The sequence below is a fragment of the Pseudomonas sp. P4_B3 genome, assembly GCF_056402295.1.
On record NZ_JBFUHR010000018.1, the window covers coordinates 1 to 13,892 of the forward strand.

At 58.2% G+C, this 13,892-nt stretch carries 15 protein-coding genes and 1 pseudogene; 10 read left to right on the plus strand and 6 right to left on the minus strand.

The genetic code is table 11. The features are described 5' to 3' along the window. Window positions 1-252, plus strand: a pseudogene (locus AC1DWG_RS20315) (hypothetical protein); the annotation flags it as partial. 122 nt (window positions 253-374) lie between these two features. Here the strand turns inward: AC1DWG_RS20315 and tyrS are convergent. Then, window positions 375-1,574 (minus strand): tyrosine--tRNA ligase, encoded by a 1,200-nt coding sequence (tyrS, locus tag AC1DWG_RS20320; RefSeq protein ID WP_477763139.1) that lies wholly within the window; start codon window positions 1,572-1,574, stop codon window positions 375-377. Window positions 1,575-1,785: 211 nt separating this feature from the next. Between tyrS and AC1DWG_RS20325 the strand changes: the two genes are divergently transcribed. Then, a complete protein-coding gene (locus AC1DWG_RS20325) occupies window positions 1,786-3,204 on the plus strand; it encodes a peptidoglycan DD-metalloendopeptidase family protein (RefSeq protein WP_477762828.1) in 1,419 nt (472 codons plus the stop codon). Window positions 3,205-3,207: 3 nt separating this feature from the next. After that, the gene (locus tag AC1DWG_RS20330) at window positions 3,208-4,299 is read left to right on the plus strand and encodes an anhydro-N-acetylmuramic acid kinase (RefSeq protein WP_477759774.1); all 1,092 of its coding nucleotides are present in this window, start codon (window positions 3,208-3,210) and stop codon (window positions 4,297-4,299) included. A 68-nt stretch (window positions 4,300-4,367) separates the two neighbouring features. Here AC1DWG_RS20330 and erpA read toward each other — a convergent pair whose 3' ends face one another. Both erpA and argC read right to left on the minus strand, forming a co-directional pair. Continuing rightward, on the minus strand, window positions 4,368-4,718 hold the full coding sequence (erpA, locus tag AC1DWG_RS20335) for an iron-sulfur cluster insertion protein ErpA (RefSeq protein ID WP_007906865.1): 351 nt from the start codon (window positions 4,716-4,718) through the stop codon (window positions 4,368-4,370). Window positions 4,719-4,884: 166 nt separating this feature from the next. After that, the gene (argC, locus tag AC1DWG_RS20340) at window positions 4,885-5,919 is read right to left on the minus strand and encodes an N-acetyl-gamma-glutamyl-phosphate reductase (RefSeq protein WP_008051660.1); all 1,035 of its coding nucleotides are present in this window, start codon (window positions 5,917-5,919) and stop codon (window positions 4,885-4,887) included. A gap of 135 nt (window positions 5,920-6,054) precedes the next feature. On the opposite strand from argC, the gene hemJ reads away from it, so the two are divergent. The 6 genes from hemJ to coq7 all read left to right on the plus strand — a co-directional run bounded on the left by hemJ (window position 6,055) and on the right by coq7 (window position 10,643). Beyond that, window positions 6,055-6,486 carry a protoporphyrinogen oxidase HemJ gene (gene hemJ, locus AC1DWG_RS20345; RefSeq protein WP_477759775.1) on the plus strand — a complete coding sequence of 144 codons (432 nt, stop codon included), beginning with the start codon at window positions 6,055-6,057 and terminating at the stop codon, window positions 6,484-6,486. 33 nt (window positions 6,487-6,519) lie between these two features. Next, window positions 6,520-7,488 carry an NAD(P)H-dependent flavin oxidoreductase gene (locus AC1DWG_RS20350; protein ID WP_477762829.1) on the plus strand — a complete coding sequence of 323 codons (969 nt, stop codon included), beginning with the start codon at window positions 6,520-6,522 and terminating at the stop codon, window positions 7,486-7,488. Window positions 7,489-7,581: 93 nt separating this feature from the next. Next, window positions 7,582-8,547: a DUF805 domain-containing protein gene (locus AC1DWG_RS20355; protein WP_477762830.1), complete on the plus strand. Its 966-nt coding sequence runs from the start codon at window positions 7,582-7,584 to the stop codon at window positions 8,545-8,547. Window positions 8,548-8,608: 61 nt separating this feature from the next. Next, window positions 8,609-9,397, plus strand: coding sequence for an SDR family NAD(P)-dependent oxidoreductase (locus AC1DWG_RS20360; protein WP_477762831.1), 789 nt, complete (start codon window positions 8,609-8,611; stop codon window positions 9,395-9,397). A gap of 80 nt (window positions 9,398-9,477) precedes the next feature. Continuing rightward, the gene (locus tag AC1DWG_RS20365; protein WP_477762832.1) at window positions 9,478-9,816 is read left to right on the plus strand and encodes a histidine triad nucleotide-binding protein; all 339 of its coding nucleotides are present in this window, start codon (window positions 9,478-9,480) and stop codon (window positions 9,814-9,816) included. A gap of 179 nt (window positions 9,817-9,995) precedes the next feature. Beyond that, entirely contained in the window at window positions 9,996-10,643 is a 648-nt protein-coding gene (gene coq7, locus AC1DWG_RS20370; protein WP_223460272.1) for a 2-polyprenyl-3-methyl-6-methoxy-1,4-benzoquinone monooxygenase, read from the plus strand. Between the two features lie 131 nt (window positions 10,644-10,774). Here the strand turns inward: coq7 and speD are convergent, their stop codons facing one another. Both speD and AC1DWG_RS20380 read right to left on the minus strand, forming a co-directional pair. Continuing rightward, window positions 10,775-11,566: an adenosylmethionine decarboxylase gene (gene speD / locus AC1DWG_RS20375; protein ID WP_477756209.1), complete on the minus strand. Its 792-nt coding sequence runs from the start codon at window positions 11,564-11,566 to the stop codon at window positions 10,775-10,777. Window positions 11,567-11,805: 239 nt separating this feature from the next. Next, entirely contained in the window at window positions 11,806-12,228 is a 423-nt protein-coding gene (locus tag AC1DWG_RS20380; RefSeq protein ID WP_007994936.1) for an OsmC family protein, read from the minus strand. A 230-nt stretch (window positions 12,229-12,458) separates the two neighbouring features. Between AC1DWG_RS20380 and crp the strand changes: the two genes are divergently transcribed. Next, window positions 12,459-13,103 carry a cAMP-activated global transcriptional regulator CRP gene (gene crp, locus AC1DWG_RS20385; RefSeq protein ID WP_477756210.1) on the plus strand — a complete coding sequence of 215 codons (645 nt, stop codon included), beginning with the start codon at window positions 12,459-12,461 and terminating at the stop codon, window positions 13,101-13,103. A 10-nt stretch (window positions 13,104-13,113) separates the two neighbouring features. On the opposite strand, the gene AC1DWG_RS20390 is transcribed toward crp, so the two are convergent. Then, the gene (locus tag AC1DWG_RS20390; RefSeq protein WP_477762833.1) at window positions 13,114-13,812 is read right to left on the minus strand and encodes a lipoate--protein ligase family protein; all 699 of its coding nucleotides are present in this window, start codon (window positions 13,810-13,812) and stop codon (window positions 13,114-13,116) included. Window positions 13,813-13,892 lie beyond the last annotated feature (80 nt).

A 13,892-nucleotide genomic window follows, 5' to 3' on the forward strand; every position in this document is an offset into this window, starting at 1 on the left:
CACGAATTGCACGAATTGCTTGATTCAGTTGTTAAAGAGCGGTTGGTTAAGATCTTTCGTCTCAACCGAGGCGCGCATTCTACAGCAGCCTCATTTGCTGTCAAGTGGTATTTTTCAGAAGTTTTCCAAGTTTCCTTTTCAACTTCAACCACTTGCGCTTCAGATCTCTCGTCAGCGGGAGGCGAATTCTACAGCGTTACACGCTGCTGTCAACACCCCTTTTTCAACTCCCTTTTGGCTTCGATGACCTGAAGCAACCTGCTGCCGAAAACTGCATAACTCATTGTTTACCAAGGAGTTTTCCGTTTCGACTGCGCCGGAAGTGGGGCGAATTATAGGCTTCTAAAATTCGCCGTCAACCCTTTATCTCAGCTTTATTCGGATTTGAGCGTAATACGCGCAAATGCCTTCTTCCCGGCCTGGCAAACATGGGTCGCGCCCAGTGCATATATAAAGGTGCGATCGACAACCTCACCATCTATACGCACACCACCGGAACCCAGGAGATCTCGCGCCACCGCCGAGTTCTTGACCAACCCTGCCTTATTAAGGACAGCAGCGATCGGCATATCCTCGGTAGCAGTCAATTCGATTTCCGGCAGATCTTCAGGCAGCTCGCCATCCTTCATACGGTTACCGGCAGCACGATGAGCACTGGCCGCAGCCTCCTCACCATGGAAGCGTGCAACGATCTCTTCAGCCAGCTTGATCTTGATATCGCGCGGATTGGCACCCGCCTCCACATCAGCGCGGAACGCATTGATCTCATCCATGGAGCGGAAGCTGAGCAACTCGAAGTAACGCCACATCAGCGCATCCGGAATGGAAACCAGCTTGCTGTACATCACACCCGGCGCTTCCTGTATACCGACGTAGTTGCCCAAGGACTTGGACATCTTCTTCACGCCATCCAGGCCTTCAAGCAGCGGCATGGTCAAAATGCACTGGGCCTCCTGACCATAACCACGCTGCAGTTCACGCCCCATCAGCAAGTTGAACTTCTGATCGGTGCCGCCGAGCTCGACGTCTGCGCGCAGGGCTACCGAGTCGTACCCTTGAACCAGCGGATAAAGGAACTCATGAATGGCGATTGGCTGATTGGTGGTGTAACGCTTGTCGAAGTCATCGCGCTCGAGCATGCGAGCCACGGTGTACTGCGAAGTCAGGCGAATGAAGTCGGCCGGCCCCATCTGATCCATCCAGGTGGAGTTGAATGCCACTTCGGTCTTTGCCGGGTCCAGAATCTTGAAGACCTGAGTCTTGTAGGTCTCGGCATTCTCGAGGACCTGCTCGCGAGTGAGCGGCGGGCGCGTAGCACTCTTGCCGCTCGGATCGCCGATCATCCCGGTGAAGTCACCTATAAGGAAGATCACCTGATGCCCCAGCTCCTGGAACTGGCGCAGCTTATTAATAAGCACGGTGTGACCCAAGTGCAGATCCGGAGCCGTTGGATCGAAGCCCGCCTTAATACGTAGCGGCTGGCCACGCTTGAGCTTTTCAATCAGCTCGGACTCGACCAACAGTTCTTCCGCACCACGTTTGATCAGCGCTAGCTGCTCTTCAACCGACTTCATAACAGACCCGCAAGGCTCAGATTCAAAGGGAACCAACCATACAAGATCGCGCGCCAAATACAAGGTTTGCCCGGCGCACGGACGCCAATCCGCAGACAGAGCGCCTGCGGACTTGCTTCAGAGATGATTTGGTTATATTTTATACAGTTATTTCATCTTCATCATGTCATTCATCTTTTCCAATTCATCTTTTTCAAAGTCAAAACCACTTATGACCACAGAATCGTCTAAAGCGCCGCCGCTTTACCCGAAGACCCACTTGCTTGCCGCAAGTGGCATCGCCGCCCTTCTCAGTCTGGCGCTCCTGGTATTCCCTTCCAGCGATGTTGAAGCCAAAAAGACAACCCTGAGTCTTGAACTGGAAAGCCCTGCTGAACAACTGACACAAGATCAAGACGCTGCTGACACCGTTCAAGCCACAAATGAGCCAGCAACCTCCCCCTTCGCGCAGATCGACAACAGCGCCGAAGACACTCAGGAAACCGCTCAAACCGAACCGGCGCCGGTCGTCGAAGAAAAGAAGCCGGCAAGCCACAGGGAAGTGATCGTCACCAAGGGTGACACCCTCTCTACACTGTTCGAGAAGGTCGGTCTCCCAGCCACCTCAGTGCATGAAATACTGGCCAGCGACAAGCAGGCCAAGCAGTTCAGCCAGCTCAAGCATGGGCAAAAACTCGAATTCGAACTGAGCCCTGACGGCCAGTTGACCAACCTGCACAGCAAGCTCAACGACCTCGAAAGCATCAGCCTGACCAAGAACGACAAGGGCTACACCTTCAACCGCATTACCGCCAAACCGAGCGTGCGCTCGGCTTACGTTCATGGCGTGATCAACAGCTCGCTGTCGCAGTCCGCGGCCCGAGCGGGCCTGTCTCACAGCCTGACCATGGACATGGCCAGTGTGTTTGGCTACGACGTGGACTTCGCCCAGGATATTCGCCAGGGCGACGAGTTCGACGTGATCTACGAGCAAAAGGTGGTCAACGGCAAGGCCGTCGGCACTGGCCCGATCCTGTCGGCGCGCTTCACCAACCGCGGCAAGACCTACACCGCCGTACGCTACACCAACAAACAAGGCAACAGCAGCTACTACACCGCTGACGGCAACAGCATGCGCAAGGCGTTCATCCGCACACCGGTGGACTTCGCCCGCATCAGCTCGAAATTTTCCATGGGCCGCAAACATCCGATCCTGAACAAGATCCGCGCCCACAAAGGCGTCGACTACGCAGCACCGCGTGGCACGCCGATCAAGGCTGCCGGTGATGGCAAGGTCTTGCTGGCCGGCCGCCGTGGTGGCTACGGCAATACCGTGGTTCTCCAGCACGGCAATACCTACACCACGCTCTACGGCCACATGCAAGGCTTCGCCAAAGGCGTGAAGACTGGCGGCACGGTGAAACAGGGCCAGGTGATTGGCTATATCGGCACCACCGGCCTCTCCACCGGGCCGCACCTGCACTACGAGTTCCAGGTCAATGGTGTGCACGTCGACCCGCTGGGCCAGAAACTGCCAATGGCCGATCCGATTGCCAAGGCCGAACGCCCACGATTCCTCGCCCAAAGCCAGCCACTGATGGCGCGCATGGAACAGGAAAAAGCCACTCTGCTAGCTTCGAGCAAGCGCTAAGTCATGGCGCTCTATATAGGTGTGATGTCCGGGACCAGCCTTGATGGCCTGGACATCGCACTGGTCGAGCAAGCCCCGGCGATCAGGCTGATCGCCTCTCACTACATCCCGATGCCCGATTCCCTGCGCGCCGAGCTGCTCGGCTTGTGTGCCAGCGGCCCGGACGAAATCGCCCGCTCCGCCATCGCCCAGCAGAACTGGGTGAAACTGGCAGCCCAAGGGATTCATGCCCTTCTCGCTCAGCAGCAACTGAAGCCTGACGACATTCGTGCGATCGGCAGCCATGGCCAGACCATCCGCCACGAACCGGCACGCGGTTTCACCGTGCAGATCGGCAACCCGGCCCTGCTGACGGAGCTGACCGGCATCACCGTGGTCAGCGACTTCCGCAGCCGTGACGTCGCTGCCGGCGGACAAGGTGCACCGCTGGTTCCTGCCTTCCACGAGACACTGTTTGAAGAACGGACCGGCAATCGTGCCGTGCTGAACGTCGGTGGATTCAGCAACCTGAGCCTGATCGAACCCGGTAAGCCTGTTGCCGGTTTCGACTGCGGCCCGGGCAATGTCCTGTTGGACGCCTGGATTCATCAGCAACGTGGCGACAACTATGACCGCGACGGCCAATGGGCCACCAGCGGCAAGGTTGAACCGGCTCTATTGAATGAGCTGCTCAGCGATCCGTTCTTCGTAACCAAAGGCCCGAAGAGTACCGGACGGGAAGTATTCAACCTACCTTGGCTGACACAGCACCTGGCACAACTGCCAGCCTTCGCCGCCGAAGATGTTCAGGCGACGCTGCTTGAGCTGACCGCGCTGACCATCATCGAATCACTGCAAAGCGCCCAGGCAGACACGCAGGAACTACTGGTCTGCGGCGGCGGGGCCCACAACACCGCGTTGATGAACCGCCTGGCCAGCCTATTGCCAAACGCCAGTGTCAGCAGCACTGCCACTTACGGCGTAGACCCCGACTGGGTCGAAGCCATGGCCTTCGCGTGGCTGGCTCATTGCTGCCTCGAAGGTATTGCGGCCAACCGCCCGAGCGTTACCGGTGCCCGCGGCTTGCGCGTACTGGGCGCCATCTACCCCGCATAAATTCTCCACACAGTAAAACGCCGCAGGGCCCTGAGGCCATGCGGCGCTTTGTAATGCAGGCGCGCTGATCAGATCGAGAACGAAGAACCGCAGCCACAAGTGGTGGTCGCATTCGGGTTCTTGATGACGAAACGCGAACCTTCCAGACCTTCCTGGTAGTCCACCTCGGCACCTGCCAGGTACTGAAAGCTCATCGGATCGACAACCAGACTCACACCTTCGCGCTCGACGATGGTGTCGTCATCGGCCACTTCTTCATCGAAGGTGAAGCCGTACTGAAAACCTGAACAACCGCCGCCCGTAACGAATACGCGCAGCTTCAAGCGATCATTCCCCTCTTCATCGACCAGGCTCTTCACCTTGTGCGCGGCACCGTGGGTGAATTGCAAAGCCGTGGGGGTGAAGGATTCGACGCTCATGCTGACTATCTCCCGGCGTTACGCCGTCATATTGCGTGATGACGCGCATTATCCGCTTCTCCTAGAAAAGCGGTCAACTATTGTTATGGTATATCAACCAATCCAATCGCCGGCCCGGAATGCAAAAAGGCCCGTCAGACGGGCCTTTTGCTGTACGCGATAAAGCTTACGGCAGCATGCCGGCGTGGGACAGGCCCAGACGCTCATCCAGCCCGAACAGAATGTTCATGTTCTGCACCGCCTGACCCGAAGCGCCTTTGACCAGGTTGTCGATCACCGACAGCACAACCACCAGATCACCATCCTGAGGGCGATGCACGGCAATACGGCAGACGTTGGCACCCCGTACGCTACGAGTCTCCGGATGGCTGCCGGCCGGCATCACATCGACGAACGGTTCGTTGGCATAACGCTTTTCAAACAGCGCCTGCAGATCCACCGAGCGATCAACAACGGTTGCGTAGAGCGTGGAATGAATGCCACGAATCATCGGAGTCAGGTGCGGAACGAAGGTCAGACCGACGTCCTTGCCTGCTGCACGACGCAGGCCCTGGCGGATTTCCGGCAAATGACGGTGCCCTTTGACCGCATAGGCCTTCATGCTTTCCGATGTCTCGGAGTACAGCGAGCCTACGGAAGCACCACGACCGGCGCCGCTGACACCGGATTTGCAGTCAGCAATCAGATGCGCAGTATCGGCCAGGCCGGCTTCGAGCAATGGCAGGAAACCCAATTGCGTTGCAGTTGGGTAGCAGCCCGGCACAGCAATCAGGCGCGCTTTTTTGATCTGCTCGCGATTGACTTCCGGCAAGCCATAGACCGCTTCGTCCAGCAACTCCGGTGCACCGTGCGGCTGGCCGTACCACTTGGCCCACTCATCCGCGTCTTGCAGACGGAAGTCCGCCGACAGGTCGATGACCTTGGTCCCGGCCGCCAGCAACTCGCCCGCCAAGGCATGGGCAACACCGTGCGGTGTGGCGAAGAACACCACATCGCAGGCACCCAGGGTCTTGATGTCCGGAACGCTGAACGCCAGGCCGTCGTAGTGGCCTCGCAGGTTCGGGTACATGTCGGCCACGGCAAGGCCAGCCTCGGATCGGGAAGTGATGACAACCACCTCAGCTTGCGGATGTTGCGCCAACAGACGCAGCAGTTCGACACCGGTGTAACCCGTGCCGCCGACGATACCGACCTTGACCATAAACCTGCCCTCAACGAACCCACTGGAAAGCCGTCGATAATAGGGGCCGCGCGCCCCTGCGACAACCGTCAAGGTGACGTGCGGAGCTTCTAGCCTCTACTATTCCCGCTACCGTGAACCTGGGAATAACTAAAAATGCTTTATCTGTGGCTCAAAGCACTTCACATCATCAGCATCGTTTGCTGGTTTGCCGGCCTGTTTTACTTGCCGCGGCTGTTCGTCTATCACGCTCAAAGCGAAGATACCGTCAGCAAGGAACGCTTCAGCGTCATGGAGCGCAAGCTGTATCGCGGCATCATGGGGCCGGCAATGATCGCTACGCTGATCTTCGGCGGCTGGCTGATCAGCCTCAACCCGAGTGCGTATTTCACTCAGGGCGGCTGGATGCACGCCAAGCTGACGCTGGTGGTGATTCTGATCGGCTACCACCACATGTGCGGTGCCCAGGTAAAACGTTTTGCCCGTGGCGAGAACACCCGCAGCCATGTCTTTTATCGCTGGTTCAATGAAGTGCCAGTTCTGATATTGCTGGCTATCGTAATTCTGGTCGTCGTTCGGCCGTTCTAAATCCACCAGGCACCACTCACCGGGGTACTTCCAATGTCGCTGCCCGCTCTGCTCGAACAACGTTTGCGTCTGCCCGTGGTGGCGGCGCCGATGTTCCTGATTTCCAATCCGCAATTGGTACTCGCCTGTTGTCGCCAGGGCGTGGTCGGCAGCTTCCCGGCGCTGAACCAGCGCGAAAGCAGCGGTTTCAAGGCCTGGCTGGAAGAAATCGAAGCCGGGCTGGCGACACTGGAAAACCCCGCGCCTTATGCCGTAAACCTGATCGTCCATAACAGCAATCCACGGTTACAGGCGGATCTTGAGATCTGTGTCGAGCACAAAGTGCCGATCGTGATCACCAGCCTCGGCGCCGTGAAAGAACTGGTCGACGCGGTCCACAGCTACGGCGGCCTGGTGTTCCATGATGTGACGACTCGTCGTCATGCCGAGAAAGCGGCCGAAGCCGGCGTGGATGGTTTGATCGCCGTGGCTGCCGGCGCCGGTGGACACGCCGGGACCTGGAGCCCGTTCTCGCTGATTGCCGAAATCCGCCAGTTCTTCGACAAGACCCTGTTGCTGGCCGGCTGCTTGAATCATGGCCACGAAATTCTTGCCGCCCAACTGCTCGGCGCGGATTTGGCCTACTTTGGCACACGATTTATCGGCACGACCGAAAGTCACGCGCCCGACGCCTACAAAGAAATGCTGCTGACATCCAAAGCGGCAGACATCATCCATACTCCAGCCGTGTCAGGTGTCCCCGCGAGTTTCATGCGCCAGAGTCTGGAAGCAGCCGGTTTCGACATGGCCGCCTTGCAAGGCAAGGGCGAGATCAACTTCGGCTCCAAGCTCAAACCCGTGAGCGATGAGGCCAAAGCCTGGAAAACCGTTTGGTCTGCCGGCCAGGGCGTGGGAGAAATCGAGGACTTGCCGAGTGTCGAGCAGTTGATTGCACGTCTCGACGCGGAGTACCGCAAGGCCCTGGAGCAGGCTGCCCAGTTGACCAAACGCTGGCCGAGCTGACAGCAAACCTTGGCCAGTCTTGCCCGGCTGGCCTTACTCTCGCCCGGGCACAACATTCTTCTTTCAACCTCTCGCGACAAGGATGCTTCGCACATGGGCGAAAATCATTTCAAGATCGTATTCGAGGGCGCCTTGCTGCCCGGTGTCGACATCACCACGGCAAAGCTCAATCTCGCCGACTTGTTCAAAAGCGATGTCACGGCCATTGAACGCTTGTTCACCGGGCGTCCGGTAGCGCTCAAACGCAACCTGTCGCAAGCCGATGCCCAGACCTATCTCCAGGCGCTGAGCAAAACCGGTATCGACGCCCGCATCGAAGCCGAAACGCCGATCGAACTGAACCTCGCCGACGTTCACGACCACCCTTCGGCCAGTAGCCAGGCTGCCCTGGCAGATCCGCAGTCCCCTTACGCTCCGCCTCGCGCGCCCGTCGGCGAAGCCGTGGCGGAATTCGCCACGCTCAAGCCCTTCAGTTTCGATGGCCGGATCGGCCGCTTGCGTTACCTCGCCTGGACGCTGGTGCTGTCAACTGTGCTTCTGGCCGTTTGCGGGGTGTTTGCCTTGGTCGCCCTGGCTCTCATCGGCGCGGATTCGACCGCCGGCCTGATATTGGGCAGCTTGCTGGCCTTGATCCTGTTCGTCGGATTTGTATTCGTCAGCATCCAGATCACTGTTCAACGCTTGCACGATGTCGGCTGGTCCGGCTGGCTGTGGCTGCTGAACCTGGTGCCGTTCGTTGGCAGTTTCTTTCCGTTCATGATCATGGTCGTACCGGGCAACGACACCGCCAACCGCTACGGCCCGCCGCCTCCGCCGAACAGTACCGCGGTCAAGGTATTGTCTTCGCTGTGGCTGATCGTTATCGCGCTGGTTCTGTTCGGCTCGCTGGCCGGTGGTCTCACGGCGATACGGGAAGAATACAAAAGCGCCGCCCAGAGCAGCTACGAAAGCAGTTCGGTCACCACCGATGAAATCGAAGTCGAGATCGAACCGGTGCCAAATTCCACCGACGATGCAGCCGAAGAGGCCCGGCCCCCTGTAGACTCTGCGAAAGAATGAACAGCGCTCCTGGCCCGTGACACCTGCGTCGCGGCGCGGAGCTGTTGCGATGGAGAACTGCATGACCCGTTACGCTCTGATCACTGGCGCCTCCAGCGGCATCGGCCTGGCAATGGCCGAAGCGCTGGCCCGGCGCGGCCGCAGCCTGATTCTGGTGGCCCGACAACGTGATCAGCTGGAAAGTATTGCGATTGAACTGACCCAAAGGTTCGGCGTGGAAGTGTTGTTCCGTGCCTGTGACCTGGGCGAACCGCTGCGCCTGTCCGGATTCCTGCTGGAGCTGGAAGAAGGCGACCGGCAGATCGATCTGTTGGTCAACTGCGCCGGTATCGGTACCTGCGGCCCGTTTCTGGCCCAGGACTGGATGACCGAGCAAGACCTGATCGAAGTGAACATCCTCGCCCTCACCCGCCTGTGCCACGCCATCGGCAACAGCATGGCCCTGCAAGGCGGCGGGCAGATTCTGAATGTGGCCTCGGTGGCGGCGTTTCAACCGGGGCCGTGGATGAGCACTTATTACGCCAGCAAGGCGTATGTGCTGCACTTTTCCGAAGGATTGCGCGTCGAGCTGAGAAAATGTGCGATCAAGGTTTCGGTGCTCTGCCCCGGGCCGACCCGCACGGCGTTTTTCCGTACCGCACAACTCGACAGCGACAAACTGGCCAACAGCAAACTGCTGATGAGCCCCGAGGAAGTGGCGCTCTACACCGTGCGCGCACTGGAAAGGAATCAAGCGATCATTATTCCCGGGCGGCGCAACCGCTGGTTCGCCTTCCTGCCGCGGCTCGGCTCGCGCTGGCTGACGCGCACCATCGCCGGCATGATCAACAAGGCGTACTGCCCGCGCTGATCCAATTCAAGGTAAAAAGCTGGGCGCTGGCATACGCCATGAGTACACTCAGGCCAGCCCAAATAACGGAGAAAACAGCTGTGGATACTCTGTTCACCAAGATCATCAACCGGGAAATCCCGGCGAAGATCATTTACGAGGACGACCAGGTATTGGCCTTCCACGACATTGCCCCACAGGCACCGGTACATTTTCTGGTGGTCCCGAAGAAACCGGTTCGCACCTTGAACGACCTGACCGAGGACGACAAGACGCTGGCCGGGCATATTCTGTTCACCGCGCAGCGCCTGGCTCTGGAGTTGGGCTGTGAAGAGGGTTTCCGGGTGGTCATGAACTGCAATGAACTGGGTGGGCAAACCGTCTACCACATTCATATGCACGTGCTGGGTCAGCGCCAGATGCACTGGCCACCGGGCTGATTGACCACCCCACCCTGTAGGAGCTGGCTTGCCAGCGAACAAAGCGACGCGGTTAACCTGATTCACCGCGCTATCGTTCTTCGCTGGCAAGCCAGCTCCTACAAGGATGACTGACCCAGCGCAAACCTTCCCCGGCCGATTGGGTTAAACTGGCCGCCGAAATTCCCCCGGAGGTCAGCATGACTACCCAACGTCACTACTCGCCAATTGACCGCCTACTGCTGCAAGCCGATGCCGCGATGCGCACCCTGCTGCCCTTCAGCGGCCAGCCGTACCGTCCGTCGCCTGCCATCGTGCAGCCGGATGCGAAAATGAGCGACGAAGACACACGCCACGTTGCCGGCCTGATGCGCATCAACCACACCGGCGAAGTCTGCGCCCAGGCGCTGTATCAGGGGCAGGCGCTGACCGCCAAACTGCCGCAAGTGCGTGCCGCGATGGAGCATGCCGCCGAAGAAGAAGTCGATCACCTGGTCTGGTGCGAACAACGCATCCATCAGCTGGGTAGCCACACCAGCATCCTCAATCCGCTGTTTTATGGCATGTCGTTCGGGATTGGCGCAGTGGCCGGCCTGATCAGCGATAAAGTCAGCCTGGGGTTCGTTGCGGCAACGGAAGACCAGGTGTGCAAACACCTGAACGAACATCTGGAACAATTGCCGGCCGAGGATGAAAAGTCCCGGGCGATTCTTGAACAGATGCGCATCGATGAAGAACAGCATGCCGAAAGTGCGCTGGAGGCTGGCGGGTTCCGCTTTCCGGCACCGGTGAAGTTCGGGATGAGTCTGATGGCCAAGGTGATGACCAAGAGTACTTATCGGATCTGATCTTTCGATTGCCTGGCAGGGACTCTTCGCTGGCAAGTCGGATAGCCGCAACGCAGCTCCTACAGGGAATGTATCCGGCAATAAAAAAGGCGACTGCCGTGAGGGAGTCGCCTTTTTTGTGTTCGAGAGTCTTACGCCATATTGCGCGCGTAGAAGATTTCGAGCATTTCGTGTTTCACCCGCTCGGTCACCTGGGCACGTTGCTCAGAGGACAGGTTGTTGGTGGCGTCGCCGAACAGGTAGTTATCCAGTTCGAAGTTCTTCAGCAGCATCTTGGTGTGGAACAGGTTTTCCTGGTACACGTTCACGTCGGTCATCTGGTACGCGTCGTAAGTGTCATCGGAGAGGTAGTTCTGGATCGAATTGATCTCATGGTCGATGAAGTGCTTTTTGCCTTCAACGTCACGGGTGAAGCCGCGCACACGGTAGTCCACGGTCACGATGTCCGAATCGAACTGGTGAATCAGGAAGTTGAGCGCTTTAAGCGGTGAAATGACCCCGCAAGTCGACACGTCGATGTCCACACGGAAGGTTGCAATACCGCTGACCGGATGGATCTCCGGGTAGGTGTGCACCGTGATGTGGCTCTTGTCGAGGTGGGCCAGAATGATTTCGGGCAGTGGGCCCGGGGACTCTTCGATCTGACTGTCGGTCGGGGTTACGGGCTCTTCCGAGATCAGGATCGTGACGCTGGCGCCCTGCGGCTCATAGTCCTGACTGGCAATGTTCAGGATGTTGGCACCAATGATATCGACAACTTCCGTGAGGATCTGCGTCAGGCGTTTCGCGTTGTACTCTTTATTGATGTACTCGACGTAAGCCTGCTGGTCTTGCGGGGTTTCCGCGTAGCAGATGTCATAGATGTTGAAGCTCAAGGTCTTTGTCAGGTTATTGAACCCGTGGAGCTTGAGTTTGCTTTTCACCGTTAAAAACTCTCTATGTGTTTGCGGCCCGGCCGCGTGATCAAGCATGCCCGTCAAATGCGAACAACGCACCTGCGTAGGACGGTTAACACCTCTTCGCGATGGCGATTTTGGTTGTCTGCTCGGGTGCGAGGCCTGTCGGCTGACGGGCCACTACCCTGAAAAAAGTGGCGCATTATGCAGACGTCAGCTTGTGTTCGCCAGAGTCTGCACTGCTTTTATGATAGTTGAATGTCGATTCAACCGAGCTCGATGATCTCGTAGTCGTGGGTAATTGCCACGCCTGCCGCGCCGAGCATGATCGAGGCCGAGCAATACTTCTCGGCAGACAATTCGATGGCGCGCTTGACCTGGGCTTCTTTCAGCCCACGGCCCTTGACCACGAAATGCATGTGGATCCTGGTGAAAACCTTTGGATCTTCGGTCGCACGCTCGGCTTCAAGGAACGCTTCACAGCTTTCGACCGCCTGGCGGGACTTCTTGAGGATGCTGACCACATCGAAATTGCTGCAACCGCCGACACCCAGCAGCAGCATTTCCATCGGCCGGACACCCAGGTTACGTCCGCCGGCATCGGGCGGACCGTCCATGACCACGACATGACCACTACCGGATTCGCCGAGGAACATGGCTTCGCCAGCCCATTGGATGCGTGCCTTCATCGCCAAGACTCCACTGTATAAAAAAGGGTCGCCAGCTTAGCACAGGCCCCGTGACTGACGGCGCCCGGCGTCCTAGGACATATCCCACCGCCTTGTAGGTAAATACTCGAATATTGCAGGAGGTGTCTGTTAAGCTGACGCCAAATCAATGGCGCATTGCCAGCTTTCCCCCAGCGTTCGCTATTCATAAAAAAACCAAACACACCGTGCAGTCTTTTCGGGATACAACCATGGTTGCGATTGCCCCCAACCCCAAGATCAAGAACCTCGACAAGCTGTTGATGCATTGCCAGCGCCGCCGCTATCAGGCCAAGAGCAACATCATTTGTGCCGGCGACCGTTCGGAAACGCTGTTCTACATCATCAAAGGCTCAGTCACCATCCTGATCGAAGATGACGACGGCCGGGAAATGATCATTTCCTACCTGAACACCGGGGACTTTTTCGGCGAGTTGGGTCTGTTTGAGCAAGCTGGCCTGGAGCAGGAGCGCAGCGCCTGGGTGCGGGCCAAGGCTGAATGCGAAGTCGCGGAAATCAGCTACGCGAAATTCCGCGAATTGTCCCAGCAGGATCCAGACATTCTTTACGTCCTCAGCGGACAAATCGCACAGCGCCTGCGCAACACCACGCGCAAGGTCGGTGACCTGGCATTCTTTGATGTAACCGGTCGAGTCGCCCGCTGCCTGCTGGAGCTATGCAAACAGCCAGATGCCATGACTCACCCCGATGGCATGCAAATCAAGGTGACCCGTCAGGAGATCGGGCGGATAGTCGGTTGTTCCCGGGAGATGGTCGGTCGCGTCCTCAAGGATCTGGAAGAACGCGAACTGGTGAACGTCAAAGGCAAGACCATGGTGGTTTTCGGTACGCGATAAGCTCGAAAACCTAGCCGCTGAACATCTGCACCAGCACCAACCGGTAGAGATAGTCGAGGCGCGCCAGGGCATCGTGCGCCGCGAACTTCTCATGCAGCGCGATGTGGCTTTCGGCGCGTACGCGTTGCTCCAGACCGCAGGCCTCGTTGAAACGATTGACCGCGGCGACCATAGACTCTCGCTCGTTATCCAGCAGCAACGCCCCATGCACCAGTCCTACCGGACGCTGCCCACCCTGACTCTGGCGCCAGCGCTGGGCGGTGCCGACCATCTTGCGACCATCGAGGTTGACGTTGAAGCGACCGTCACAGAAGGCGCCTTCGATTTCACCCAGGGACGAAGTGCCACCTAACTCATCCAGCAACTGACAAATCGGATCGCACAAACGGTGGTAACCGGTTTCGATGCGATTCAGATCCCCTTCGCTGCGCGGCGGCGCATATACCAATGCGATGTTGATCGTTGAGGCCGATTGCGGCACTGGCTCGCCACCGGTTTCACGCAACAGCACTGGCCAACCGGCCGCCGCCGACACTTCACATGCCACCTCGAAACCCGCCAAGCGGTTCAAACGCCGCGGCATGACCAACGCCCGATCGCTCGGCTGCCAGAACAGCAGGCCGAACTCCGCGTCGCCGGCGCAGACCGAGGCCAACAGATCCTGCTCGGCTTGTAGGCCGGCTTCGATGGTGAGGGAGATTGGGGTCATGAGGTAATCCGTAAGACATTCAGCCTGAGGTGCATCTTATGCCGTCATCGCGAGCAGGCTCGCACACATTGGATCTTTGA

What these genes read in the sequence shown, in the direction of transcription:
- tyrS (WP_477763139.1), bottom strand. Translation starts at nt 1,574, where the DNA reads ATGAAGTCGGTTGAAGAGCAGCTAGCGCTGATCAAACGTGGTGCGGAA.
- AC1DWG_RS20325 (WP_477762828.1), top strand. Translation starts at nt 1,786, where the DNA reads ATGACCACAGAATCGTCTAAAGCGCCGCCGCTTTACCCGAAGACCCAC.
- AC1DWG_RS20330 (WP_477759774.1), top strand. Translation starts at nt 3,208, where the DNA reads ATGGCGCTCTATATAGGTGTGATGTCCGGGACCAGCCTTGATGGCCTG.
- erpA (WP_007906865.1), bottom strand. Translation starts at nt 4,718, where the DNA reads ATGAGCGTCGAATCCTTCACCCCCACGGCTTTGCAATTCACCCACGGT.
- argC (WP_008051660.1), bottom strand. Translation starts at nt 5,919, where the DNA reads ATGGTCAAGGTCGGTATCGTCGGCGGCACGGGTTACACCGGTGTCGAA.
- hemJ (WP_477759775.1), top strand. Translation starts at nt 6,055, where the DNA reads ATGCTTTATCTGTGGCTCAAAGCACTTCACATCATCAGCATCGTTTGC.
- AC1DWG_RS20350 (WP_477762829.1), top strand. Translation starts at nt 6,520, where the DNA reads ATGTCGCTGCCCGCTCTGCTCGAACAACGTTTGCGTCTGCCCGTGGTG.
- AC1DWG_RS20355 (WP_477762830.1), top strand. Translation starts at nt 7,582, where the DNA reads ATGGGCGAAAATCATTTCAAGATCGTATTCGAGGGCGCCTTGCTGCCC.
- AC1DWG_RS20360 (WP_477762831.1), top strand. Translation starts at nt 8,609, where the DNA reads ATGACCCGTTACGCTCTGATCACTGGCGCCTCCAGCGGCATCGGCCTG.
- coq7 (WP_223460272.1), top strand. Translation starts at nt 9,996, where the DNA reads ATGACTACCCAACGTCACTACTCGCCAATTGACCGCCTACTGCTGCAA.
- AC1DWG_RS20380 (WP_007994936.1), bottom strand. Translation starts at nt 12,228, where the DNA reads ATGAAGGCACGCATCCAATGGGCTGGCGAAGCCATGTTCCTCGGCGAA.
- crp (WP_477756210.1), top strand. Translation starts at nt 12,459, where the DNA reads ATGGTTGCGATTGCCCCCAACCCCAAGATCAAGAACCTCGACAAGCTG.
- AC1DWG_RS20390 (WP_477762833.1), bottom strand. Translation starts at nt 13,812, where the DNA reads ATGACCCCAATCTCCCTCACCATCGAAGCCGGCCTACAAGCCGAGCAG.